At 43.6% G+C, this 24,531-nt stretch carries 18 protein-coding genes; 10 read left to right on the top strand and 8 right to left on the bottom strand.

Annotated features, from left to right (window positions below):
- The first annotated feature begins 30 nt into the window (after nucleotides 1-30).
- Nucleotides 31-732, top strand: a complete 702-nt coding sequence (locus tag H8S52_RS02325) for an SIMPL domain-containing protein (protein WP_016661332.1) — start codon at nucleotides 31-33, stop codon at nucleotides 730-732.
- Here the strand turns inward: H8S52_RS02325 and H8S52_RS02320 are convergent.
- Genes H8S52_RS02320 through H8S52_RS02310 form a run of 3 tightly spaced genes read right to left on the bottom strand, consistent with a single transcriptional unit; the run spans nucleotide 704 to nucleotide 2,402 of the window.
- Nucleotides 704-1,543 carry an amidohydrolase gene (locus H8S52_RS02320; RefSeq protein ID WP_186909268.1) on the bottom strand — a complete coding sequence of 280 codons (840 nt, stop codon included), beginning with the start codon at nucleotides 1,541-1,543 and terminating at the stop codon, nucleotides 704-706. The two genes, H8S52_RS02325 and H8S52_RS02320, sit on opposite strands and share 29 nt — an antisense overlap.
- Before the next feature lie 29 nt (nucleotides 1,544-1,572).
- Nucleotides 1,573-2,127: a 1-acyl-sn-glycerol-3-phosphate acyltransferase gene (locus tag H8S52_RS02315; protein ID WP_117857853.1), complete on the bottom strand. Its 555-nt coding sequence runs from the start codon at nucleotides 2,125-2,127 to the stop codon at nucleotides 1,573-1,575.
- Between the two features lie 5 nt (nucleotides 2,128-2,132).
- The gene (locus H8S52_RS02310) at nucleotides 2,133-2,402 is read right to left on the bottom strand and encodes a hypothetical protein (protein WP_005654889.1); all 270 of its coding nucleotides are present in this window, start codon (nucleotides 2,400-2,402) and stop codon (nucleotides 2,133-2,135) included.
- 303 nt (nucleotides 2,403-2,705) lie between these two features.
- Between H8S52_RS02310 and H8S52_RS02305 the strand changes: the two genes are divergently transcribed.
- The 6 genes from H8S52_RS02305 to H8S52_RS02280 all read left to right on the top strand — a co-directional run bounded on the left by H8S52_RS02305 (nucleotide 2,706) and on the right by H8S52_RS02280 (nucleotide 14,202).
- A complete protein-coding gene (locus H8S52_RS02305; protein WP_040315804.1) occupies nucleotides 2,706-3,956 on the top strand; it encodes an efflux RND transporter periplasmic adaptor subunit in 1,251 nt (416 codons plus the stop codon).
- A gap of 9 nt (nucleotides 3,957-3,965) precedes the next feature.
- On the top strand, nucleotides 3,966-7,076 hold the full coding sequence (locus H8S52_RS02300; protein WP_005654891.1) for an efflux RND transporter permease subunit: 3,111 nt from the start codon (nucleotides 3,966-3,968) through the stop codon (nucleotides 7,074-7,076).
- Nucleotides 7,077-7,111: 35 nt separating this feature from the next.
- Nucleotides 7,112-8,491, top strand: a complete 1,380-nt coding sequence (locus H8S52_RS02295; protein WP_040315743.1) for an efflux transporter outer membrane subunit — start codon at nucleotides 7,112-7,114, stop codon at nucleotides 8,489-8,491.
- 179 nt (nucleotides 8,492-8,670) lie between these two features.
- Nucleotides 8,671-11,427, top strand: coding sequence for an AAA domain-containing protein (locus tag H8S52_RS02290; RefSeq protein ID WP_186909267.1), 2,757 nt, complete (start codon nucleotides 8,671-8,673; stop codon nucleotides 11,425-11,427).
- A gap of 137 nt (nucleotides 11,428-11,564) precedes the next feature.
- Nucleotides 11,565-13,211: a diphosphate--fructose-6-phosphate 1-phosphotransferase gene (locus tag H8S52_RS02285; RefSeq protein ID WP_016661325.1), complete on the top strand. Its 1,647-nt coding sequence runs from the start codon at nucleotides 11,565-11,567 to the stop codon at nucleotides 13,209-13,211.
- Between the two features lie 142 nt (nucleotides 13,212-13,353).
- Complete coding sequence (locus H8S52_RS02280) at nucleotides 13,354-14,202, top strand: glycoside hydrolase family 25 protein (protein ID WP_186909266.1); 849 nt, start codon at nucleotides 13,354-13,356, stop codon at nucleotides 14,200-14,202.
- A 33-nt stretch (nucleotides 14,203-14,235) separates the two neighbouring features.
- Here the strand turns inward: H8S52_RS02280 and prmA are convergent, their stop codons facing one another.
- On the bottom strand, nucleotides 14,236-15,078 hold the full coding sequence (gene prmA / locus H8S52_RS02275) for a 50S ribosomal protein L11 methyltransferase (protein ID WP_186909265.1): 843 nt from the start codon (nucleotides 15,076-15,078) through the stop codon (nucleotides 14,236-14,238).
- A 204-nt stretch (nucleotides 15,079-15,282) separates the two neighbouring features.
- Here prmA and H8S52_RS02270 point away from each other — a divergent pair, with 204 nt between their 5' ends.
- Together H8S52_RS02270 and H8S52_RS02265 are read left to right on the top strand one after the other, a co-directional pair.
- Nucleotides 15,283-16,542 carry a hypothetical protein gene (locus H8S52_RS02270; protein WP_186909264.1) on the top strand — a complete coding sequence of 420 codons (1,260 nt, stop codon included), beginning with the start codon at nucleotides 15,283-15,285 and terminating at the stop codon, nucleotides 16,540-16,542.
- A gap of 65 nt (nucleotides 16,543-16,607) precedes the next feature.
- The gene (locus H8S52_RS02265) at nucleotides 16,608-18,272 is read left to right on the top strand and encodes an OmpP1/FadL family transporter (RefSeq protein ID WP_186909263.1); all 1,665 of its coding nucleotides are present in this window, start codon (nucleotides 16,608-16,610) and stop codon (nucleotides 18,270-18,272) included.
- Nucleotides 18,273-18,360: 88 nt separating this feature from the next.
- On the opposite strand, the gene H8S52_RS02260 is transcribed toward H8S52_RS02265, so the two are convergent.
- Together H8S52_RS02260 and H8S52_RS02255 are read right to left on the bottom strand one after the other, a co-directional pair.
- Nucleotides 18,361-18,918 carry an NADH peroxidase gene (locus H8S52_RS02260; protein WP_005654904.1) on the bottom strand — a complete coding sequence of 186 codons (558 nt, stop codon included), beginning with the start codon at nucleotides 18,916-18,918 and terminating at the stop codon, nucleotides 18,361-18,363.
- Nucleotides 18,919-18,944: 26 nt separating this feature from the next.
- Nucleotides 18,945-19,379, bottom strand: coding sequence for a Fur family transcriptional regulator (locus H8S52_RS02255; protein WP_186909262.1), 435 nt, complete (start codon nucleotides 19,377-19,379; stop codon nucleotides 18,945-18,947).
- Between the two features lie 194 nt (nucleotides 19,380-19,573).
- Between H8S52_RS02255 and H8S52_RS02250 the strand changes: the two genes are divergently transcribed.
- Entirely contained in the window at nucleotides 19,574-21,499 is a 1,926-nt protein-coding gene (locus H8S52_RS02250) for an NAD(+) synthase (protein WP_186909261.1), read from the top strand.
- 90 nt (nucleotides 21,500-21,589) lie between these two features.
- Here the strand turns inward: H8S52_RS02250 and H8S52_RS02245 are convergent, their stop codons facing one another.
- The gene (locus H8S52_RS02245) at nucleotides 21,590-22,405 is read right to left on the bottom strand and encodes a transporter substrate-binding domain-containing protein (RefSeq protein WP_186909260.1); all 816 of its coding nucleotides are present in this window, start codon (nucleotides 22,403-22,405) and stop codon (nucleotides 21,590-21,592) included.
- Nucleotides 22,406-22,420: 15 nt separating this feature from the next.
- A complete protein-coding gene (locus H8S52_RS02240) occupies nucleotides 22,421-24,502 on the bottom strand; it encodes a putative porin (protein WP_060385180.1) in 2,082 nt (693 codons plus the stop codon).
- Nucleotides 24,503-24,531: the final 29 nt, after the last annotated feature.

The following is a 24,531-nucleotide window of genomic DNA, read 5'->3' as shown; positions in this document are numbered from 1 at the left end:
CTTATGATAAACTTAATAAAACGATGGATTATGAAAACATGGAAAGTAGAAGCGGCTATTATTGCCGTTGGTATGGTACTGCTGGGAGTGATAATTAAATGGGGTATAAATGATTTTATAGATAAAGAACGTATTGTCAGTGTAAAAGGGCTGGCAGAGATGGAAGTTCCTGCTGATAAGGTGATATGGCCCTTGATGTATAAAGATATAGGGAATGATCCGTCGCTGCTTTATGCCAATATGGAACAGAAAAACAAGGCAATTGTGAAGTTTTTGGAAAGCAACGGCATTGCTAAGGAAGAAATCAGTATTGCCCCGCCAGAAGTGATAGATATGCAGGCCGAACGTTATGGAAATCGTGATATTGCTTATCGGTATAATGCTACATCAGTCATTACGGTTACTTCAAAAAATGTAGATAAGGTACGGAAACTGATGTCGGAACAGGCTGAACTGTTGAAACAGGGTATTGCCATCAGTGGAGGTGATTATCGCTATAATGTGGTGTATGAATTTACAGGCTTGAATGATGTGAAACCGCAAATGATAGAAGAAGCTACGAAAAATGCCCGTGCTGCTGCCGAAAAGTTTGCAAAAGACTCAGACAGTAGTCTGGGTAAGATACGGAATGCTTCGCAGGGGCAATTCTCCATATCGGACAGAGATGCCAATACGCCTTATATTAAAAGTATACGGGTAGTGACTACCGTGAATTACTATCTGAGGCGATAGTAAATGAATCCGCGTCTTTCCATGCCGGAAATTTGTTTCTGAATTCTTGCAGTGCGGAAAGTTCAAGAGTAGCCGTAGCTGTTCCTTCTTCATGGTCGGGCACTTGAATCAGCATTTCACCTTTGTATGAGTAGATTGCGCTGCCGCCGTTATAGGAGAAGCCATTACCGTCTTTACCGATACGGTTTACACCGCAAACGTAACTGATATTTTCCAATGCCCGTGCCTGTAAAAGTATGTCCCAGACTTTACGTCGGGGTACAGGCCAGTTGGCAACGTAAATCAGGAGGTCGTATTCATTGCCTGTATTTCGGCTCCATACCGGAAAGCGCAGGTCGTAGCAGACGAGTAGCAGTATATTCCAATTTCGATACGGAATTATGATACGATGGCTGCCTGCCGTGAAATTATCTGTCTCGTTGCCCATGCGGAACAGATGTCGTTTATCGTAAAAATAGGCTTCCCCTTCGGGAGTGAGGAAAAAGGCGCGATTGTAATAGGTAGAGTTTTTGTAGGATAATGGATTGCTTTCAGATGAAACAAAATTCTCTTCACAAGCTATGTAGCTTCCGGCAATAGCTATCTGATATTCTGAAGCCCATTGGCGTAGTGTTGTAATTGTATTACCTGTTACCGGCTCTGCCAATGTGTCGGTGTTCATGCTGAAACCGGTAGAAAAGGTTTCCGGTAAAACAATAATCTCCGTCGCTCCGCGAAGAGCTTCCAGCTTTTCGCGAAGACGGCGAAGATTGTCTTGTTTATTCTCCCAAGCAATATCCATTTGTAGGATACTGACACGCAGTCGGTTCATTTTAGTAAACAGTTGCTATCGGTTGTCTTTTAATTTATTCCAACGGAGAAATTCTCAGGAATCTTTCCGCGAAAATCTTTAAAATAGAGCTTTATTTCATGCATGTCCTTCTCAAAGTCTCCTGTTGGCATTATTGCCTTGGTGGAAGTTATAGTCTTGGTAGGATAATCTATACCGATAAGCATGATAGGAACTTGTGCTTTCAACGCAATGAAGTAAAAACCTTTTTTCCAGTTAGGGTTGGATTTGCGCGTACCTTCCGGAGTAATGGCTAAATGAAACAGTTTGCTTCCGGCAAATCTGTTTGCCATCTGGTCTACCAAAGATGTGTTCCGGCTTCGGTCTACTGGTATGCCGCCGATAGCTCTGAATATCAATCCCAAAGGGAAAAAAAACCACTCTTTCTTCATCATAAAGTTGGTTTTTCGTCCGATGGCACCATAAAACAGTTTGCCGATAAACAAATCCCAGTTGGATGTATGTGGCGCTGCACAAATGACACATTTGTCATAGTTGGGCACTGTTACATTTGTTTTCCAACCTAACAGGCGATAATAGATAAAACTATATAGTCTTTTCTTCATTCTTATTATTTAAGTTTGCCGATAGCTTCAATGATTGAGTCTACTTTTGCATTAAAATCAGAACGGAATTTCTTGTAGTAACCTTTTACATTTCCCGGTTCGGTATGGCTGATACGGCTGATGAATTCATCTTGCATTTTCAGAATTTCACCCATTAGTTCATCAGCTTTCTTCTTGTCTGTTCCGGGTACATACAGACTGTTCATAAGGCATTCGGCGAATAATTCACCGGCAATATAATTGACGTTCTTTTTCAATGCTTTTCTACTTGCCATAATCTTTACTTTTTATGTGAATGAATAGTGTTATTTTCGGTAAAGATAGTGTTTTTCTTCATGAGTTGAGTGGAAAAATGAAAATTTATGTGTTTTTAATGAGAAATAGTTCGTGGAATAATTCTACATTTGTGGAGATTTTCTACAATGTGAGTGTGGAAAGCAGGTGGAATATTACTACTTATATATATGTTCATATCTGATAACTAAACTATTATATAATAAAGAATACCCTTTGTCCTGCTTTGGCATTGCGTTTGCTTTGAAATGGGAAATAGGGTTAAATTAAATAAACAAACAAGCATGAGACTATTTTTTACAAAAAAAGAATTAAAGCTGAGAAAGAAACGGGTGATAATGATGATAGCCTGCATGACAGTGCTGCTTGCCGGTTATCTGATATTGACTTGGCCCAAGAAAATTCAGCCGGAATTACCTACTGTTATTGTAGAACCTGCCGAAGTGGGTGATGTGGAAATTTTTGGTGAGTATGTAGGTCGTATACGTGCACAACAGTTTGTGGAAGTCCGTGCACGTGTGGAAGGCTATTTGGAGAGTATGCTTTTTGCCGAAGGGACGTATATAACTAAAAACCAGGTTTTATTTGTTATCAATCAAGACCAATACCGTGCAAAGGCTGACAAGGCTCGTGCACAGTTAAAGAAAGATGAGGCGCAGGCGTTGAAAGCCAAACGGGATTTGGAACGTATTCGTCCTTTGTATGCACAGAATGCTGCCAGTCAGCTGGATTTGGATAATGCGCAGGCTGCTTATGAAACGGCCGAGGCTTCTGTTGCTATGAGTCAGGCCGATCTGGACCAGGCGGAATTGGAACTGGGGTATACCATTGTGCGTTCTCCGCTATCAGGGCATATCAGTGAAAGAAATGTGGACTTGGGAACATTGGTAGGTCCCGGGGCTAAGTCATTGCTTGCTACCATAGTAAAAAGTGATACGGTATTGGTAGATTTCAGCATGACCGCATTGGACTATCTTAAAAGCAAAGAGCGCAATATAGAGATAGGCCGTCAGGATTCTACCCGCTCTTGGCAGCCTAATATCACGATTACTTTGGCTGATAATACTGTTTATCCTTACAAAGGTTATGTCGATTTTGCAGAACCGCAGGTTGACCCGCAAACCGGTACGTTCTCCGTTCGTGCCGAAATGCCTAATCCGAACAGAGTATTGCTGCCCGGACAGTTTACGAAAGTAAAACTGTTGTTGGACGTACGCGAAGGTGCTGTGGCAGTTCCTCAAAAGGCCGTTACCATTGAGAAAGGCGGTGCTTATATATATGTAATGCGCCGCGATTCGACAGTTGAAAAGCGCTTCATTGAATTAGGACCTGAGTTTGGTAACAATATGGTTGTTGAACGCGGACTGGCGGCAGGCGAGCAGGTAGTGACGGAAGGTTTCCATAAACTTACTCCGGGAATGAAAGTGCGTGCACAAGCAGCTGCTCCCAAAAAGGAAGATGAGCAGCCGGCAGATTCTCTGAATAAGAAAGCCGCTTCTGAGAATAAAGAAAAGGATAAGAATCTCTCAAAGTAAAATAACAGTATGAAAGTAAGTTTCTTTATAGACCGCCCTGTATTCTCGGCGGTGATATCGATTGTGATTGTAATTGTCGGTATCATCGGTCTGACTATGCTTCCGGTGGATCAATACCCACAGATAACACCGCCCGTTGTGAAAATCAGTGCATCCTATCCGGGGGCAAGTGCGCTGACTGTGTCACAAGCAGTGGCGACTCCTATCGAACAGGAAATAAACGGTACTCCGGGTATGTTGTACATGGAGTCCAACAGTTCCAATTCCGGTGGATTTTCGGCAACCGTGACCTTTGATGTATCTGCCGATCCGGATTTGGCTGCCGTGGAAATTCAAAACCGTATAAAGCTGGCGGAAAGCCGTTTGCCTGCGGAAGTCATTCAGAATGGTATTTCGGTAGAAAAGCAGGCTCCCAGCCAGCTGATGACAATCTGTTTGACTTCCAATGATCCGAAATTCGACGAAATCTATCTGAGCAACTTTGCTACTATTAACGTACTCGACCTTTTACGCCGTATTCCCGGTGTGGGACGTGTGTCTAATATCGGTAGCCGTTACTATGCCATGCAAATCTGGGCCATGCCAGACAAACTGGCAAATTTCGGATTGACTGTTCAGGATTTGCAGAATGCTTTGAAAGACCAGAACCGCGAATCGGCTGCCGGTGTTTTGGGACAGCAGCCGGTGCAAGGTTTGGACATTACAATTCCTATTACAACGCAAGGTCGTTTGAGCTCGGCAAAGCAGTTTGAGGATATTGTGGTCCGTGCCAATGCCAATGGGTCTATTATTCGTCTTCGCGATGTGGCCAGAGTGTCACTTGAAGCTTCCTCATATAGTACGGAAAGTGGTATTAACGGTGAAAATGCGGCAGTTCTCGGCATTTATATGCTTCCGGGTGCCAATGCTATGGAAGTGGCGGACAACGTGAAGAAGGCAATGGAAGAAATCAGTGCGAACTTTCCTGAAGGAATGAGTTACGAGATACCTTTTGACATGACTACCTATATTTCGGAGTCTATCCACGAGGTGTATAAGACATTGTTCGAAGCATTGGTTCTTGTGGTATTGGTAGTGTTCCTTTCACTGCAAAGCTGGCGTGCTACTTTGATACCTGTTGTTGCAGTGCCTATTTCTTTGATCGGTACTTTCGGTTTCATGCTTATTTTCGGTTTCTCGCTGAATATATTGACATTGTTGGGATTGATTCTTGCTATCGGTATTGTCGTGGATGATGCTATTGTGGTAGTGGAGAATGTGGAACATCTGATGGAAACGGAAAAACTCTCTCCTTATGAAGCAACGAAAAAAGCAATGAACGGTTTGGCAAGTGCTTTGATTGCAACCTCATTGGTGCTCTGTGCCGTATTTGTTCCGGTAAGCTTTCTGAGCGGTATCACCGGACAATTATATCGCCAGTTTACTATTACCATTGCTGTATCGGTATTGCTTTCTACGGTTGTGGCACTGACGCTTAGTCCCGTGATGTGTTCGCTTATCCTGAAGCCCGACAGCGGAAAGAAAAAGAATATCGTGTTCCGTAAGATTAACGAATGGTTGAATATCAGTAATCATAAGTATATTGGTGTTATCAGTCGCGTTATCAAGCATCCCAGACGTTTGATGAGTGCATTCGGTATGGTATTGATAGCTATTTTCATCATTCACCGTCTGATTCCTACCAGTTTCTTGCCGGTGGAAGACCAGGGATACTTTAAAGTGGAGTTGGAACTGCCGGAAGGTTCTACTTTGGAACGTACCCGTATCGTGACCGATCGTGCCGTGCAGTATCTGGAGCAGAATCCGTATGTGGCTTATGTGCAGAATGTAACGGGTAGCAGTCCGCGTGTAGGAAGCAATCAGGCGCGCAGTGAGTTAACTGTTATATTGAAGCCCTGGGAGGAACGCAAAAATACCACTATCAATAAGATAATGGAGAAAGTGGAAAAGGATTTGAGGGAATACCCCGAATGTAGAGTCTATCTTTCTACTCCTCCTGTAATCCCGGGATTGGGAACATCCGGTGGCTTTGAAATGCAGCTTGAGGCACGTGGGGAAGCTACTTTTGAAAATCTGGTACAGGCAGCGGATACTTTGATGTATTATGCTCAGAAACGCAAGGAATTGACGGGACTTTCTTCTTCTTTGCAGTCTGAGATTCCGCAACTCTATTTTGATGTAGACCGTGACAAGGTGAAGATGCTGGGAGTGCCGTTGGCAGATGTGTTCTCTACGATGAAAGCTTATACGGGTTCCGTATATGTGAATGACTTTAATATGTTCAATCGTATATATAAGGTATATATTCAGGCTGAAGCTCCGTATCGTGAGCACAAAGAGAACATTAATCTGTTCTTTGTAAAAGCAGCTAATGGTGCGATGGTTCCGTTAACCTCGTTGGGTAATGCATCCTATACAACCGGTCCGGGCAGTATTAAACGTTTCAATATGTTTACTACTGCAGTTATTCTCGGTTCGGCGGCACAGGGGTACAGTTCCGGCCAGGCTATGGAGATTATGGAACAGATAGCGCGCGAACATTTACCGGATAATATAGGTGTTGAGTGGAGCGGACTTTCTTATCAGGAGAAGAAAGCCGGTGGGCAGACCGGACTGGTGCTGACGTTGGTATTCCTCTTCGTATTCCTGTTCCTAGCAGCACAATACGAAAGCTGGACTGTGCCTATTGCTGTATTGCTTTCGTTGCCGGTAGCTGCATTGGGAGCTTATTTGGGCGTTGCTGTATGTGGCTTGGAAAATGATATTTATTTCCAGATTGGCTTGGTAATGTTGGTGGGACTTGCAGCAAAAAATGCTATCCTTATCGTTGAGTTTGCCAAAGTACAGGTGGATAATGGAGGAGATTTGGTGCAGTCGGCCATTCATGCCGCCCAACTCCGTTTCCGTCCTATATTGATGACTTCACTTGCCTTTGTATTGGGTATGCTTCCTATGGTTCTTGCAAGCGGACCGGGATCTGCAAGCCGTCAGGCAATAGGTACGGGAGTTTTCTTTGGAATGATTTTTGCCATTGTATTCGGCATTGTGCTTGTGCCTTTCTTCTTTGTTTTGATTTATAAGGCAAAGGAAAAAGTGCAACACAAAATCAAAAAAGATTGATGATAACATTGTAAATGAATTCTGATTACACACTTATGAAAAAAAAGAATATATATATACTTCTGTTGCTCGCCCCGGTTCTTTTTGCATCGTGCAAGGTAGGCAAAAGCTATGTCCGTCCCGAAATGGCATTGCCCGACAGTTTGATGCAACAGCAGGACAGCATCAGCATTGCCGATGAGCAGTGGCAGGCTGTTTATACAGACAATACTTTGCGTAATCTGATAGCACGCGCATTGGAGTATAATAAAGATATGCTCGTTGCGGCCGCTCGCGTGAAAGAAATGGCGGCCCAGAAACGTATCAGCGTAGCTAATCTACTTCCTCAGTTAAATGGAAAAATAGAGGCAGAGCGTGAAGTTGAAAACTATGGCGGACATAGCCGCGATGTGGGTAACAGCTATGAAGCAAAGGCTCTTTTGTCGTGGGAACTTGACCTTTGGGGAAATCTGCGTTGGAAAAAAGTAGCTGCCGTAGCCGATTATCTGCAAAGTGTAGAATCACAGCGTGCCTTGCGTATGACAATTGTTGCGGAAGTGGCGCAGGCATATTACGAGCTGGTAGCACTCGATACAGAATTGGAAATTGTCCGTCAGACACAAAAGGCTCGTGAAGAAGGTGTGCGTCTTGCAAGAATCCGTTTTGAAGGCGGGCTTACTTCGGAGACATCTTATCAGCAGGCGCAAGTAGAGTTGGCGCGTACAGCTACGCTTGTTCCGGATCTGGAACGTAAGATTTCCATTAAGGAGAATGACATAGCTTTTCTTGCCGGTGAATTTCCTACACGTATAGAGCGCAGCCGTTTTTTGGAGGAGTTGGATGTGCCGGAGTCTTTACCTGTAGGATTGCCGTCCGGCTTATTGGAACGTCGTCCTGACATTCGTGCTGCGGAGCAGCAGCTTATAGCTGAACATGCTCGTGTGAAAGTGGCCTATACCAATATGTTCCCTCGGTTGTCGCTGACTGGTCAGTTTGGATTGGAGAGTGATGTCTTGTCAAACTTCCTTCAGTCGCCTTATTCATTGTTGAACGGAGCAGTATTGACTCCGCTTTTCAATTGGGGTAAGAACCGGGCTGCTCTAAAGGCACAGAAAGCTTCGTTTGAGGCGGAAGTTCATAGCTATGAGAAAACGGTGCTGAATGCTTTTAAAGAGGCTAAGAACGCAATTGTGGACTTCAACAAAATAAAGGAAGTGTATCAGTTGCGTCTCAAATTGGAACGTTCAGCCAAAACGTACGTGGATTTAGCGCAGTTGCAATATATTAATGGTGTTATTAATTATATGGACGTGCTTGATGCCCAGCGTGGATATTTCGATGCCCAGATTGGTGTCAGCAATGCAATCCGTGACGAACTGATAGCAGTGGTAAATGTTTATAAGGCTTTGGGTGGAGGCTGGCAGATAGAGAAATAAACCGTAAAGCTGTTTACGATAGAAATCAAGAGTGCTCTTACTGGTTGCGGGAGTACTCTTGTTTTTTTAACGGGTATGTAAGATTTCGTTTTTGGAAAATACCTGTCATATTATAAATATCCGTAACTTTAACCGTGGGATTTATTCGAACTGATATTAGGTTAAAACACAAAAGAAGTATGATTGATGCTACTCAAAACCTTATTTGGATTAATGGAGAAAATAAGACCTTGCAAATAGAAGAAATAGGTCGGGATGATGCTGGTCGCTTTAATGTGAAGTATCTCGGTTCTTCTAAGGTATATAGATATGGCAGTGAGAAAGTTGTATGGCTGACGTGCTCTAAACAAATTGACATCGCTCATAACCGAATATTCATTCGTCAGCGCAGAGTGTACGATTTAAAAGGAGTATTTTCTTTTGAATATAGGGGTAGTACTTATTGGTATGTAGTTTACACTTCCAATTACTCACAGTATCTCTTGGATGAAGAATTGATAATCAGGACTTCATGTTTGAGTGATGGTAAATCGCAAAGTGTATTTGAATATTTGAAGGCGGTGGCATCTACTAATATTCTCGGTAAAGAGGAAGAAAAAGATAATATCGGATTGCTTTCCAAACTTTATGAAAAGATTGATTTTATTGATGATAGCAGAGCTATTGCTCCATATTTAAATCCAAAGAAAGCATTGAAGAAGGATAAGAGCGGTCGGCTTATATACCCTTTTGGATGCAATGCCAGTCAGAAACGAGCTGTAGTTTGTGCTTTTGAACATCAGATCAGTATCATTCAAGGTCCGCCGGGAACGGGAAAGACACAAACTATCCTCAATATTATAGCTAATATTATACGCAAAGGAAAGACTGTTTTAGTCGTTTCAAACAACAATTCAGCGACGACCAATGTTCTTGAGAAGCTGGATAAGGCGGGACTTGGCTTTATAGTGGCACCATTGGGCAGGAAAGGAAATAAAGAGGCGTTTATAGGTAATCAGCCTGCTATACCCGATGAACTTCAAGACTGGGAGTGTAATGTAGAGGAAAAACTCCAGAAAGAGGAAGAGGCGGAAAATCTTTTGAAGAAGCTTGACAGGATTTTTGCAGTACAAGAGGAGTTGGCTTTGTCCAAACAAGAGCTTCAAGCTGTAGAGTTAGAGTATAATCATTTCAAACGGGATCAGATATTTGAAATTACTTCTTTCAATAGTGCTAACTATCTATCTTCCACGCGTCTTTTAAATTTGTGGTTACAGTTTCAGGCATATGCAGAGAAGGATGTCATTGTTCCCAAAGAATGGTGGAATAAGTGTTTGGCGGCTCTTCAATGGTGGTGGATGAATTTGATAGGACGATATGTATTAAAACTGAACTCTAAGTTTGATAAGCATAATCTATCTGCTATTATTACGGAACTGCAAACTTTGTATTACCATCGAAAGATTGAGGAATTAAACGAACGGATAACGAACTTGCAAGCCGAATTGAAAACCTATAATGCCAAGACTGAACTGAACAGATTAACGGAAGTATCTATGCAGCTATTCAAAGCATCCTTGTTTAAGAAATACGGCAGGGAAAAGCGTAAGGTTTTTTCTTCTGTCAGGGATTTGCAAGTAGATTACCAGAGTGTACTGGAGCAATATCCGGTAGTGCTGAGTACTACATTCTCTTCACGTATTTGTTTGTCCGATCGAGCAGAATTCGACTATCTGATTATGGATGAGGCATCGCAAGTTTCTATTGAAACGGGTGCTTTGGCACTGACATGTGCAAAAAATGTTGTTATTGTGGGAGATACTTTGCAGTTGCCCAATATAGTGACAGGCGAGGATAAAAAAAAGCTTGATGCTATTGTCGCGGAATTCGATATCCCTTCCGGTTATGATTGTGCCGGAAACAGCTTTTTACAGTCGGTATGTACTCTTTTGCCCGATGCCCCGCAAACATTGCTTCGGGAACATTACCGTTGCCATCCTCGTATTATTGACTTTTGTAATCGTAAGTTTTATAGCGGTGGTTTGCTTATTATGACCGAGGATGATGGAAAACCTGATACATTGTGCGCAATCAAGACAGTGCCGGGACATCATGCTCGTAAACACTATAATCAGCGGGAAATTGATGTAATTCGTGATGAAGTGATAGCTCATTTACCCGAACAGACGGATATTGGAATTATCACTCCTTATAATGTTCAAGTTGATGAATTGTCTCGGCAATTACCTGCAATAGAATCTGCTACTGTTCATAAGTTTCAAGGACGGGAGAAAGATACTATTATTATGAGTGTGGTGGATGATCAGATAACCGAATTCAGCGATGATCCGAACCTGCTGAATGTTGCCATATCAAGGGCCAAAAAGCGGTTCTGTCTGGTTGTCTCGGGTAACGAACAGCTTTTGAAGGGTAATATCAGTGAATTGTTGTCTTATATTGAATATAATAACTTCACAGTCAGTGAGAGTAGGATACATTCTATTTTTGATTATCTGTATAGTCAATATACCCGTCAACGTTTGGCTTTTATTCAGGCACATCCGAAAATATCTGAGTATGATTCGGAAAACATTACTTTTGCTTTTATACAAACAGTTTTAAAAAAATATCGGGAGTTTCATCATTTGGGAGTATTATGTCATATTCCTTTACGTCATCTCATCAAAGATACTATCCTTTTAAATGAGGATGAACGGGCATATGCTGCTAATTATAATACTCACGTGGATTTTCTTATAATTAACCATGTCAGCAAGAAACCAATATTGGTAGTGGAGACGGATGGCTATTCTTATCATAATGAGAAAACACAGCAGTATCAACGAGATATAAAGAAAGATCATATTCTTACATTATATGAGATTCCTATTTTGCGGCTTTCAACCGTGGGGAGCGGCGAAGAAGAAAAATTGATGAAAGCGCTTCAAGAGATATAAGTGATATTCTCTCTTGTTTTGTTTTAGCGCTCACTTTTAATTATTTCCCTTTTCAGTTTGCATTTCTTGCGGAAAAGAGCGAAATTTGCGACGCTTTTAAACGAAACTTTATTAACACCTTTAAATATTTAAGAGAAATGACTAAAAGTGCATTGCAAATTGCAAGGGCTGCCTATCAGCCCAAACTTCCGAAAGGGCTGACAGGTACTGTAAAAGCAGTGGCCGGCGCAGCTACCCAGTCGGTTGCCGATCAGGAAGAAATCAAGAAATTGTTTCCCAATACTTATGGGATGCCTTTGATTAAGTTCGAAAATACCGATGAGACCGTTGATTTCCCTGCTATGAACGTGGGTGTAATTCTTTCCGGTGGTCAGGCTCCCGGTGGTCACAATGTGATATCCGGTATTTTTGACGGTATTAAAAAGTTGAACAAAGATAGTAAACTGTACGGTTTCATTCTTGGCCCCGGTGGTTTGGTAGACCATAACTATATGGAACTGACGGCCGATATCATCGATGAATATCGTAATACCGGTGGTTTCGATATCATAGGTTCAGGCCGTACCAAATTGGAGAAAGAGGAACAGTTTGAAAAAGGACTGGAAATCTTGAAGGAATTGAATATCAAAGCACTGGTTATTATCGGTGGTGACGATTCTAATACAAATGCCTGCGTATTGGCTGAGTATTATGCTGCGAAGAATTGCGGTGTACAGGTTATCGGGTGTCCGAAAACTATCGACGGTGACTTGAAGAACGAAATGATTGAAACTTCTTTCGGATTCGATACAGCTTGCAAAACGTATGCCGAAGTAATCGGTAATATCCAGCGCGACTGTAACTCGGCACGTAAGTACTGGCATTTCATAAAACTGATGGGACGTTCCGCTTCACATATCGCTTTGGAATGTGCATTGCAAGTACAGCCTAATATCTGTATTATCTCCGAAGAAGTTGAAGCTAAGGATATGTCTTTGGATGATATCGTAACGGGTATCGCTCAGGTGGTGGCTAATCGTGCCGCACAGGGCAATAACTTCGGTACGGTTCTTATCCCCGAGGGCTTGGTTGAGTTCATCCCCGCTATGAAACGTCTTATCGCTGAGTTGAATGATTTCCTGGCTGCTAATGCAGAGGAATTCTCTCAGATTAAGAAATCACACCAACGCGACTATATCATCCGCAAACTTTCTCCGGAAAATGCCGCTATCTATGCCAGTCTTCCCGAAGGTGTAGCGCGTCAGTTGTCATTGGACCGCGACCCGCACGGAAACGTACAGGTATCTCTCATTGAAACGGAGAAACTGTTGTCCGAAATGGTAGCTGCCAAATTGGCTCAGTGGAAAGAAGAAGGTAAATATGTAGGTAAGTTCGCTGCACAGCATCACTTCTTCGGTTATGAAGGACGTTGCGCTGCTCCGTCTAATTTCGATGCCGACTACTGCTACTCTTTGGGTTATGCGGCATCTGCGCTGATTGCTAACGGTAAGACCGGTTACATGTCTTCCGTGCGTAATACTACTGCTCCTGCCGAAGAGTGGATTGCAGGTGGTGTGCCTATTACAATGATGATGAATATGGAACGCCGTCACGGCGAAATGAAGCCGGTTATCCAGAAAGCTTTGGTAAGACTGGACGGTGCTCCTTTCAAGACATTTGCCGCTCAGCGTGAGCGTTGGGCTGTGGAAACAGACTATGTTTATCCGGGTCCTATCCAATACTTCGGTCCTGCCGAAGTTTGCGACCAGCCTACCAAGACTTTGCAACTGGAACAAGGTAGATAAAATCTTATAGTCAATTGCTGCATTTGCAGCAATTGACTATGTAGAACACAAATTACACAAGAGTTGCGCAAATCCGAGTTTGTGTAATCTGTGTAGTTTGTGTTTTATTTTTGATAGATATTTATTACTTCAATATACTTGAATGCCTTCTAAAAACAGTACAGTTTCCCGGCGCAAACCTGTATCCCGTCGTCCTTCTTCTCGAAAAAAGAAGCAGACGGTGTCTCGTCCCATGCCTGTATGGTTGCGTAATTTATTGGCATTTTGTATTATAGCGGTATTTTCAGCAGGATTCTATTGGTTCTTTATCCGTCCTTATGCTTATCGTTGGAAACCTTGTTACGGTTTAAAAGGCTACGGCGTATGCATGCCTTGCAACTATGAGGTGCATGGCATTGATATTTCCCACTATCAGGGTATTATAGATTGGGATAAGCTCCTTCATAATAAAGAAGCGAAATTTCCCATACATTTTATCTTTATGAAAGCTACCGAAGGGGGCGATTATGGCGATGAAACTTTTGTAGAAAATTTCAGTCAGGCACGGAAATACGGTTTTATCCGAGGAGCTTATCATTATTTCCTGCCCAAGACAGATGCGCATAAGCAGGCTGACTTTTTTATTGGTACGGTACACTTGTCAAAAGGAGACCTTCCCCCCGTTCTTGATGTGGAAACTACGGGAAAGAGATCTCCTCAGGAACTGAAATCTGCCGTTAAAACCTGGCTCGACAGAGTAGAGACGCATTACGGCGTAAAACCGATTCTTTACACTTCTTATAAATTTAAGAAACGTTATCTCAACGACTCCATATTCAACGCTTATCCTTACTGGATAGCCCATTATTACGTTGATTCCGTGAAGTACGAGGGCAAATGGCATTTTTGGCAACATACCGATGTAGGTAATGTTCCCGGCATTGAAGAAGAAGTCGATCTGAATGTTTTTAACGGCACGTTGGAAGAATTGGTTGGTATGACCCTGCAATAGTTTGCTTTCCGTTTTCTTCCTTTTATCGTTGTGTCATAATACAAACTTTACTGCGGCCCAACGGTTTTTTTCCTTATGATGTACGAAATGCAGTCCGTTATGCTCCGCCTCGGCCTGTATTACAGGAATGTCATCTACGTAAAAACCGCTCATATATAGTTCCGACCCCGGATGCATGCAACTTACATATCGTTTCATGTCGTTCAGCAGGATGTTACGGTTGATGTTGGCTATGATTACATCAAAAGGTCCTTGGTCTTTCAACAGAGAAGCGTCTCCTTGAAAAACGGATATACGGTCTACTCCATTTAGCTTTATGTTTTCAAGAGAGTTGCGTACGCACCATTCATCTATATCGACGGCTGTACAGGGCGCAGCACCGCGCATACGTGCCAATATGGCGAGAATGGATGTTCCGCATCCCATATCAAGCAAAGATTTGCCTTGCAGATCGTTATCCAGCAATTCACCGATAATGAGACTGGTCGTTTCGTGGTGTCCTGTACCGAATGCCATTTGAGGATTGATGACTATATCGTATTCTGCTTGCGGAATGTCGCGATGGAATGTGCTGTGGATGACACAGCGGTCGCCAATGATAATGGGCTGGAAGAAATTCTTTTCCCATTCTTCATTCCAGTCTTTGTCTTCCGCTTCTTGGTAAGCATATTCTATCTGTGTATCAGGTAAGGGAAAATCGGCAAGAGCTTCTTTGAGGGCAGTTTCATTGTATAAATCTTTTTGAATGTAGGCGGTAATTCCGTCTGTTTGCTCTACAAAACTCTCAAAACCGGCTTCACCCAGCACTGCCGATAAGACATCGTTGACAATTTCCGTGCAGGGAGTGGTATGAAATGTAAATTCTAAATATTTCATTGGAATATAATTGTTTGTTAAATGCAAAAGGCAGGTATAGGAGAAAACCCTATTTCTGCGTATATTTGTTTTGGATACAAAGATAGGTGCATTTAGGGAAATCCCTATAAATCTTTGGGGAAAATCTTCTGTATAGAGTAAATCCCTGCGTTATCTTTGTGGTGTGAAAAAGTATGGAATTGTAAACCCATAAACCAAATAAATATGAAAAAGATTGTTTTTTTATCGCTTTTTGCATTGTGTCTTCCGTGGGCACTTTCAGCTCAAAGTGTAGATGACGACCTTTACTACGTTCCTTCCAAGAAAAAAGAGGAAAAGACGGAGAAGAAAAAAACTCCGGCTGCCGATGCGGTTGTAGTAAAGACAAATGCTCCGACTACGGTTTATGCGTCGCCGGGCAATACGACCATTGTAGTGAAAGACCGTAAAGGGAATATTCGTGATGTAGACGAGTATAATCGTCGGTATGACTCTAAAGACTATGACTTCTCGCAAGAGAATGATACGCTTTATATAGACGAAAAAGAAGACGATGGCCTGGATGGAGAATGGGTGAACGGTTTTGACGGTTCGGAAGATGATTATGAATATGCCACGCGCATTATCCGTTTCCGCAATCCACGCTATGCCATCAGTATCAGCAGCCCGCTTTACTGGGATGTAGTTTATGGTCTGAATCCATGGGACTGGAATGTATATACGGACGGATTGTACGCATATGCATTTCCTACCTTCACCAACCGTTTGTGGTGGGATTGGCGCTATAACTCTTTCGGTTGGGGCGGCTATCCCTATTATGGCTGGGGGTGGAACAGTTGGTATGGTCCGGGCTGGGGCCTTGGCTGGAGCGTAAGCTGGGGCGGCTGGTATGGAGGCGGCTGGTGGGGACATCACCACTATCATCATCACTGTTATCCCGGTGGAGGTTATTGGCCGCGTAATACATATACCTATCGCCGTTCTTCGGGAGCAAGCAGTTATAGAAATTCTTCTTCTACGGTTCGCAGGACCGGTTCGGCTGCCCGTTCAGGTGTGTCATCCTATAGAAGAGACGGACAAAGCGGTACGACCACCAGACGTGTGGTAGGTACACGTCCGTCGGGTACACGTAGTGGGGTAACTACCCGTACAGATGCCGCCTCTACCCGGCGCAGGGTATATACCCGTCCAAGCAGTACGCGGGTAGGTTCTTCAGCTTCAGGAGTGCAGGGAAGTAGTAGCCGTGTACATGCTACAGGTGTAAGACGTTCCGCAGCCGGAAGTCCTTCTACTTACAACAGGGGCAGTTCTGCATCGTCAACACGCAATTATTCAACCGGTAACAGTAGTAGCCGTCGCTCTTATACGCCTGTGCAAAACAACTCTTCCACCCGTAGTTATTCTTCGGGAGGCGGTAGCAGTTCACGCAGTTATTCCGGCGGTGCTACCCGTTCGTCAGGTGGTGGTTCTTCAAGAAGAAGATAGGTATAGTATTCAATAGAAAAAGATGAGTAGGATATGAAAAAATTATAACTTTAGCTGTTTTGGGGATGTTGGGTGCAGTTCCGGTAAGTGCACAGACCGTGTACGATGCAGCCAACATCGCAAACAAGGATTTAAATGGTACAGCACGCTTTGTAAGTATGGGCGGGGCTATGGGTGCGTTGGGCGGAGATATTTCCACTATTGCTACAAACCCTGCCGGTATAGGTATTTATCGCAGTAATGATGCAATGCTGTCATTCAGTCTTTCTTCTTATGGTACTGAAAGTAATTATATGGGAAGTAAGATGAATGCAGACAAGATGAAAACCTCATTTGATAATGCCGGTTTTGTTATTTCTTCAAAGATAGGCAATGCTACGGCTTTGCGTTATGTGAATTTCGGCTTTAATTATCATAAGGCGAAGTCTTTTTATAAGAATATGTCGATGGGAGGTAATTTAGGCGATTATACGCAAACGGATTATATGGCGGCACAAGCCGGAGGAATAAAGGACTGGTCGGGCAATATTTATACAGATCCGGAAGTAGGATGGCTATCCGCATTGGGATATGACAGTTATCTGATAACCGACTTTATTGCCCACAACGGACAGGGAGATGTCCCTTCCGGTTACGTTCCCTATATGGAAAACGGGACTCAGGTAAAGAATCTGAACGGTGATTTAATGTATATCACTCCGGGTGAATATGGAGGAATGTTTTTAGGAGGAAATGGCAATTTCCGGTCGGAAGAGCGTGGCGGAATTGAACAATATGATTTCAATATTTCATTCAATATTAATGACCGGGTATATTTAGGCGTAACTGTGGGAGCTTATACCATAGATTACAATAAATATACTTTTTATAGTGAAGACTATTTGGATAATGCCGGAAATAGCATCGGACAGAATTATAACCTGCAGAGCTGGAACAAGATACACGGTTCGGGTTTTGATGTGAAATTCGGAGCCATCGTGCGTCCTTTCGAATATTCCCCTTTGAGGATTGGATTAGCCATTCATACACCGACCTATTATAATCTGGATTATAAGACAAATGCCCGTCTGGAGTCGAATGTCTTGAATGATTTGGATATAGCTAACGAGTCGGGTATAGGAAGCGGTGTGATTGGTCAATATACTGTGGATACTTATGATATAATGAATGGAGACATGGTGCGTCAATTCCACTTGCAGACACCATGGACGTATAATGTAAGTTTGGGATATACTGTAGGTTCCAGTTTGGCTTTAGGGGCAGAGTATGAATATCAGGACTATTCGTCCATGAAATTCAAGGACCAGGAAGGCTATTCCGATACATTTGGGTACGAAAACAGTACTACTTCTATGATGAAAGGGGTGAGCACCATTCGTTTGGGAGCCGAATATAAAGTGATTCCTCAGTTTGCTTTGCGTGCAGGATACAATTATACCTCTGCCATTTTCAATAGTGATGCATATAAGGATTTGCCTTATAACTCAATTCAGACGGATACGGATTTTGCAAATACCAAAGCTTTGAGTAACTATACAGTGGGGCTCGGTTACAGAGGGTCTATGTTTTATGCTGATTTGGCATATAAGTTTTCTTCATATAAGGAAGATTTCTATCCGTTCATTAATGCCTATGAAGATGGAGGCCAGTTAGTGATTGGCTCTCCTGAAGCAACGAAAGTAAAAAATACCCGAAGCCAGGTGCTGCTGACCTTAGGTTTACGTTTTTAAGGGGAAGTGATTCCCCGTTACCGATAAAAAAAGACTTGCAGAAATTTCTTCTGCAAGTCTTTTTTATATTCTACCGTATTGTTTCGGATTATTTCTTGAAATAGCGGTTGTACAGACCTTCGAAACCTTTACCGTGACGAGCTTCGTCTTTAGCCATTTCATGAACTGTGTCATGGATAGCATCCAGATTCAATGCTTTGGCACGTGTAGCGATACGCTTCTTGTCTTCGCAAGCGCCTGATTCTGCATTCATTCTCTTTTCAAGGTTAGTCTTGGTATCCCATACGCAGTCACCCAGCAATTCAGCAAATTTTGCAGCGTGTTCTGCTTCTTCCCATGCGTAACGCTTGAAAGCTTCAGCTACTTCAGGATAGCCTTCGCGGTCTGCCTGGCGGCTCATTGCAAGGTACATACCTACTTCCGTGCATTCGCCCATGAAGTGGTTGTTCAAATCCTTAATCATTTCGTCATCGCAACCTTTGGCTACGCCAATGACATGTTCGTCAGCAAAAACCAACGGACCGCCTGCCTGTGCTTCTTCTACTTCAACGAATTTGCTTGCAGGAGCTTTACACAAAGGACATTTCTCAGGAGCTGCGTCTCCTTCATATACGTAACCGCAGACAGTACATCTAAACTTTTTCATTTTACTTCAGATTTTAATTAGTTGAATTAGTTATTCGTTATTTTGGTTAAATATTCATTTTCCAGACAGCTTTTGCAGATACCTTTATAATAATAATGGATTTCTTGCACTTCGTGACCATTCATATCCGTTTCTTCTACCTGTTTAATGTTGGCATTGCATTCCAAATCATATATTTTTCCGCAATGTTTGCATAAGAAATGGGCATGAGGAGTGGTATCTGCATCATAGCAGGTATTCCGTTCGTCAATTGTCAATGTCTGTGCAGCACCTTGTTCGCTAAGTAATTTTAAAGTGTTGTAAACAGTTGTTTTAGACAATGTGGGAATGGAAGGGGCAAGTGCCGTATAAATTTCATCCACCGTGGGATGTGTACGATGCTCCATCAGATAAGTCATAATGGCTATGCGCTGTACCGAGGGCTTAATGTTGTGATTTTGCAATCGTTTTACTACATCCATATCATCTGCAATTCAAACTTGTAATAATTACATTTTTAATTCTCTTGCAAAGATAGGCACTTCTTTTGTTTATCCAAAAGATTTTAGATATTTTTTATCAGAAAGTGCGGCTATGCAAAGTGAAAAGGCTGATTCTTTTGTGTTTATTGATAAATTGCCGTATTTTTGCACCCTGATATTAATAGGATTCATATATGAATTACGGATATGTTAAAGTAGCGGCATCTGTACCCCGTGTTAGAGTGGCAGACTGTAAGTTCAATGCCGGACAGATTGAAAAAGAGATAATCATTGCCGATGGGAAAGGAGTGCAGATAATTGCTTTTCCGGAGTTGTGCATTACCGGATATACCTGTGGTGACCTTTTTGCCCAGCAACTTCTGCTTGAAGAGGCTGAAATGGGGCTGATGCAGATTTTGAACAATACCCGTCAGATGGATATTATATCCATTCTCGGTATGCCCGTGCCTTTGAACGGTATACTGCTGAATACTGCGGTGGTTATACAGAAAGGTAAGATATTGGGAGTTGTTCCTAAAACTTATCTTCCGAATTATAAAGAGTTTTACGAGAAGCGCTGGTTTACTTCTGCGTGTGAAGTTCCGGAAACGACAGCCCGTTTGTGCGGGCAAATAGTACCCATGGGGCGGAATCTGCTTTTCGAGACGGCGGATACAACCTTCGGAATTGAAATCTGCGAGGACTTATGGGCTCCGATTCCGCCGAGTTCTTCTTTGGCATTGCAAGGAGCGGAAATTCTTTTCAACCTCTCGGCAGACAATGAGGGGATAGGCAAGCATGCTTACTTGCGTTCGCTTATCAGCCAGCAGTCGGCACGTTGTATCGCAGGGTATGTATTCAGTTCATGCGGTTTTGGCGAGTCTACTACAGACGTGGTGTTTGCAGGTAACGGATTAATTTACGAGAATGGTACGTTGCTGGCAGGCAGCGAGCGTTTCTCGTTCGAGGAACAGGTCGTTATCAGTGAGATTGACGTGGAGCATATACGTACGGAACGCCGGGTGAACACTACATTTGCAGCCTGTCGCGCCAATTGTGCACCGGAAGTGCCGGTGCGTGTCTCTACGGAATATGTCAATTCCAAAGATTTGAATTTGACCCGTGTTTTCGATCCGCATCCGTTTGTTCCTCAAGGAGCAGCGTTGGACGAGCGTTGTGAGGAGATATTCTCCATACAGGTGTCGGGATTGGCGCAACGTTTGCTGCATACCAATGCCAAGAGTGCGGTGGTAGGCATATCCGGTGGTCTGGATTCCACACTGGCATTGCTGGTTTGTGTGAAAACATTCGATAAACTGGGTTGGAACCGTAAAGGAATTATCGGCGTGACTATGCCGGGATTCGGTACTACCGACCGCACCCATACCAATGCGGTGGACTTAATGGCATCATTAGGCGTAACCATGCGCGAGGTCAGCATAAAGGATGCCTGTATCCAGCACTTCAAAGATATAGACCATGATATCAACGTACACGATGTGGTGTATGAAAATTCGCAGGCGCGTGAGCGTACGCAGATATTGATGGATATTGCCAACCAGACCTGGGGTATGGTGGTTGGTACGGGCGACCTTTCGGAACTTGCCTTAGGCTGGGCTACATACAACGGCGACCATATGTCTATGTACGGTGTTAACGGGAGTATCCCCAAGACATTGGTGAAGCATTTGGTGAAGTGGGTGGCGGAGAATGACATCGATGAGACGTCGCGGGCCACATTATTGGATATTGTGGATACTCCCATCAGTCCGGAACTCATACCGGCGGATGAAAACGGAAATATCAGGCAGATTACGGAAGACCTTGTAGGGCCGTACGAACTGCATGATTTTTTCTTATATTATTTTCTTCGTTGCGGTTTCCGTCCTTCCAAGATTTTCTTCCTTGCTGCACGTACGTTTAAAGATGTTTATGATGAAGAAACTATAAAGAAGTGGTTGCAGACTTTTTGCCGTCGCTTCTTTAACCAGCAGTTCAAGCGTTCCTGCTTGCCCGATGGTCCTAAGGTAGGAAGCATTTCTATCAGTCCGCGCGGTGACTGGCGGATGCCGAGCGATGCTTCTTCAGAAATGTGGCTGAAGGAAGTTGAAAAGATTTGAGGATTAAGCATTAAAAGCTAAAAGGTCGTGTCAAAAAGAACCTGATAATTTCTTTTTGACACGACCTTTTAGCTTTCGGCGTTTAACTTTTTAGTAGTATCTCTTATATATTTTCCGGTACTCTTTTCCTTTTTTGAATCTTTCCAGCCAGGTATTCAGGCTGTCCAAGAGTACAGGAGACTGCTTGCTCACTCCCCACGAGTAGAATTGGGTGAAGCTGATAGCCGTATTTATGTCTATCTGCGGCAGACTGTCGGCTGCTGCGCGAGCGATGCTTTCTTCGCATACGGCATAATCGATATCGCCATGTGCGACAAGGGCGATAAGTTGTTCGGAACCATACTTTTCTACTTCCTTAATATATATGGTATCACCGATTTCGTTTCCTAAATTACGGATGCGCAGGATGGAAGGCGACCCTTCTACCACATTCAGCGTCTTTCCCGCTAAATCCAATTGGCTTTTGATAAACAGGGAATCGTCGGGAGAGTCTGTTTTCCGTTGTACCAATACTTGCCTGTTCAGGACAATTGGAGAGGTCAGAAGCAAGGAGTCCTTTAATTCGCTGGTTGCTAAAATTCCATAGGCTATGACATCGAATCTGCCGTTTGCCAGGCCTTCCAGACGTTCGTTAAAACTCATTTCGGGAGTAATGGCTACCTGCAGACCGTGGTCACGGGCAAAGGCCTCTATTAATTCGTAATGAAATCCGGCCAGGGTGTCTCCGTCCACATAAAAGCTGATGGAGTTATATTCCGTAGCGGCATGGAGCGTACCGTCTGCTGCTATTTCGGCATAATCGCGCGGATGTCCTTTACGGATTTCCTTTTTGGGCAATATAAATGTGGCAACGACTGCGGCTATTGCCCCCAGGATGATATATTTTGATAATTTACTCTTTTTCATAGTTGAAAGACGGCATTAGTCGTAGAAATTCCATGAAATGCCAATCTTGAACAGACGCGGGTTTATAGGGTAGTGCGGCACAAGGAAATAATTGCCTTTACCCATTCCTGCATTAACGTGATACATCATGGCAAAGATACGTGTCCGCTTCAGATGCAGATTGGCGTATACGTTTACAATCGGATAGCCGCCAATTTCCACCTGGTCATCTGCTGCTTGGAGATGGAACTGCTGAATGGCAGGGGTATAGGCAGGTGCATTGTATTTGGTAAAATACCGCACATCCGCACCAAGCTGTACAGTCAGCACTTTCTTGGCTATTTTGGCAAGCAGATACAGATTGTGATATAGCGAGAGCTGCGGCAAGGGCAATACTGTTTCATTGCTTGATTTCTGCCAGGTTACTTCGTTGTCCAGATGCAGGATGCCTAAGCGGAAATCCTGTTTCAGTGTAGCGGAGAGCACCTGTATATTACCGCTTTCCTGAGCGGGCATGGCATTCTGGTTGAAATAGGTGTAGTTCTTTATGTTCTCTACACCGGCACGCAGATTGGTTTTCCAGCGGCTGATGTTCAGCTCGCCTTCCACACGTGTGCGGAACTCCTTGTCCATGTTTTCATTGTCCCAGTAGTAATGGTTGGAGTGATAATGACGCATATAGAAAGAGGGCAGCGTGTTGCTTACATAACCTCGTGCATAGAAGTTCACGGTATCCTTCCAGAGGCGGAAGTTCAAGTCGAGGTCGGCATTGACGCGGAACTGTCCGAGTGCCTTGTCCATGATGCCCACTTCACCGTTTACGTTGTAATGCAGTGTTTTACCCTGCCGTTTGGCCAGTTCGCCGCCAACGAATATCTCCTGTTCGTCGAAATTGGTTCGCGACAATGTGTCCATCAGCTCATAGCGGCTGAATTTATGCGATATATAGGCTGTCAGTCCGGCTTTGGCATACTTGTTGAAACCTTCGAGCAAAGCGATGCCGAATACGTTCTTTACACTGAAAGCCGTAGTAGAGTCCCTGCTGGCTACTTCGTTGAAGTAAGCGTTGGGGTATTGCCCTTCCGTCTCCTTGGCGGAAGAGAATTTATGACGCGCCCGTTCCACTTTCATGGTATGTATGAAGCTGGTGACGGGAACGAACTCTTCGGTTATAATGGTATCTTTGGCTAAAGGTACGCTGTCGTTGGCAACTGCTCTTTTGGGGGATTTGGCATCTTCCACAGTTGTGGTTTCACGTGTGAAGCCGAGGCGGTAACGGTGCGTCAGGTATACATAGAAATCTTTGTTCTTGTTTGACGTCTGTTCCAACTTAACCGGAATGGTGGTGGATTCGTATTCTTTCTTGCCTTCCGCCATATCTTCCGGGCGCGTGATGTAACGGTCGTCCTGAATACCGCCGTTTTCATTCATCTTCATAGTGAAGTTGTTGTACACCGCCTGCATCTGGTATTTGTTACCTATATAGCTGGCGAATATTCCGGCATTGAAGTTCGATGTGGACTGGTTCTGGTAGTATCCCCGTCCGTACAGATAGTCGATGTTGAAGCCGAACGCCAGCCGCTTGTTGACGTTTACCGAGAAATAGGACTTGAAGCGTTCTTCACCGTTGACCTTATTTCCTGCTTTATAGTAGGTAAGATTGGTGAAAGGCACATTACTGTTGGTAAATTTCACTTCATCGGGGCGGACGAAGAAGCTGGAGAAAGGCTCCATGAAGATGGTCGGCTCGTTGTCTCTGCGTTCAAAGAAGATACGTGACATACGGGGGGAACCCAGATTACCCAGATAATTATAGTGTCCGTACATGCCTTCTACCAGATTGGTATTCTGGAAGTTCAGGTTGGCAGTATCGGCGGGGATAATAGTGCGGTTGCCCAATGTTTCACTCAAACGCCACATATAGAGTTTGGGCGGAAGGCTTTGGATTTCCGTATCGGTGCTGTCTTCCAGATTATCGGGTAGTGTGTTGGGGTCTACCTGGTTGCCGAACTGGTCACGGCCTGTTACAGGATCCATGCGGTTGAAAGGGTTTTGTGCCCCGACGCCCAAGATGCCTATAATAGATAGAAATATGTATGTCAGTACGATTCGTCTCATAATTAGGCGCAAAGATACAATAAAAAATT

The sequence above is a fragment of the Bacteroides sp. NSJ-48 genome (assembly GCF_014287405.1).
GTDB lineage: Bacteria > Bacteroidota > Bacteroidia > Bacteroidales > Bacteroidaceae > Bacteroides > Bacteroides stercoris.
Note: the sequence above shows the minus strand (reverse complement) of the source record. Positions and strands in the feature narration are given on the sequence as shown.

Bases quoted from the DNA above. Each gene is read 5' to 3' on its own strand.
- H8S52_RS02305 (WP_040315804.1), top strand. From the start codon at position 2,706: ATGAGACTATTTTTTACAAAAAAAGAATTAAAGCTGAGAAAGAAACGG.
- H8S52_RS02300 (WP_005654891.1), top strand. From the start codon at position 3,966: ATGAAAGTAAGTTTCTTTATAGACCGCCCTGTATTCTCGGCGGTGATA.
- H8S52_RS02315 (WP_117857853.1), bottom strand. From the start codon at position 2,127: ATGAAGAAAAGACTATATAGTTTTATCTATTATCGCCTGTTAGGTTGG.
- H8S52_RS02240 (WP_060385180.1), bottom strand. From the start codon at position 24,502: ATGAGACGAATCGTACTGACATACATATTTCTATCTATTATAGGCATC.
- H8S52_RS02320 (WP_186909268.1), bottom strand. From the start codon at position 1,543: ATGAACCGACTGCGTGTCAGTATCCTACAAATGGATATTGCTTGGGAG.
- H8S52_RS02310 (WP_005654889.1), bottom strand. From the start codon at position 2,402: ATGGCAAGTAGAAAAGCATTGAAAAAGAACGTCAATTATATTGCCGGT.
- H8S52_RS02280 (WP_186909266.1), top strand. From the start codon at position 13,354: ATGCCTTCTAAAAACAGTACAGTTTCCCGGCGCAAACCTGTATCCCGT.
- H8S52_RS02295 (WP_040315743.1), top strand. From the start codon at position 7,112: ATGAAAAAAAAGAATATATATATACTTCTGTTGCTCGCCCCGGTTCTT.
- H8S52_RS02255 (WP_186909262.1), bottom strand. From the start codon at position 19,379: ATGGATGTAGTAAAACGATTGCAAAATCACAACATTAAGCCCTCGGTA.
- H8S52_RS02250 (WP_186909261.1), top strand. From the start codon at position 19,574: ATGAATTACGGATATGTTAAAGTAGCGGCATCTGTACCCCGTGTTAGA.
- H8S52_RS02245 (WP_186909260.1), bottom strand. From the start codon at position 22,405: ATGAAAAAGAGTAAATTATCAAAATATATCATCCTGGGGGCAATAGCC.
- H8S52_RS02260 (WP_005654904.1), bottom strand. From the start codon at position 18,918: ATGAAAAAGTTTAGATGTACTGTCTGCGGTTACGTATATGAAGGAGAC.
- H8S52_RS02270 (WP_186909264.1), top strand. From the start codon at position 15,283: ATGAAAAAGATTGTTTTTTTATCGCTTTTTGCATTGTGTCTTCCGTGG.
- H8S52_RS02285 (WP_016661325.1), top strand. From the start codon at position 11,565: ATGACTAAAAGTGCATTGCAAATTGCAAGGGCTGCCTATCAGCCCAAA.
- H8S52_RS02265 (WP_186909263.1), top strand. From the start codon at position 16,608: ATGTTGGGTGCAGTTCCGGTAAGTGCACAGACCGTGTACGATGCAGCC.
- prmA (WP_186909265.1), bottom strand. From the start codon at position 15,078: ATGAAATATTTAGAATTTACATTTCATACCACTCCCTGCACGGAAATT.
- H8S52_RS02290 (WP_186909267.1), top strand. From the start codon at position 8,671: ATGATTGATGCTACTCAAAACCTTATTTGGATTAATGGAGAAAATAAG.
- H8S52_RS02325 (WP_016661332.1), top strand. From the start codon at position 31: ATGAAAACATGGAAAGTAGAAGCGGCTATTATTGCCGTTGGTATGGTA.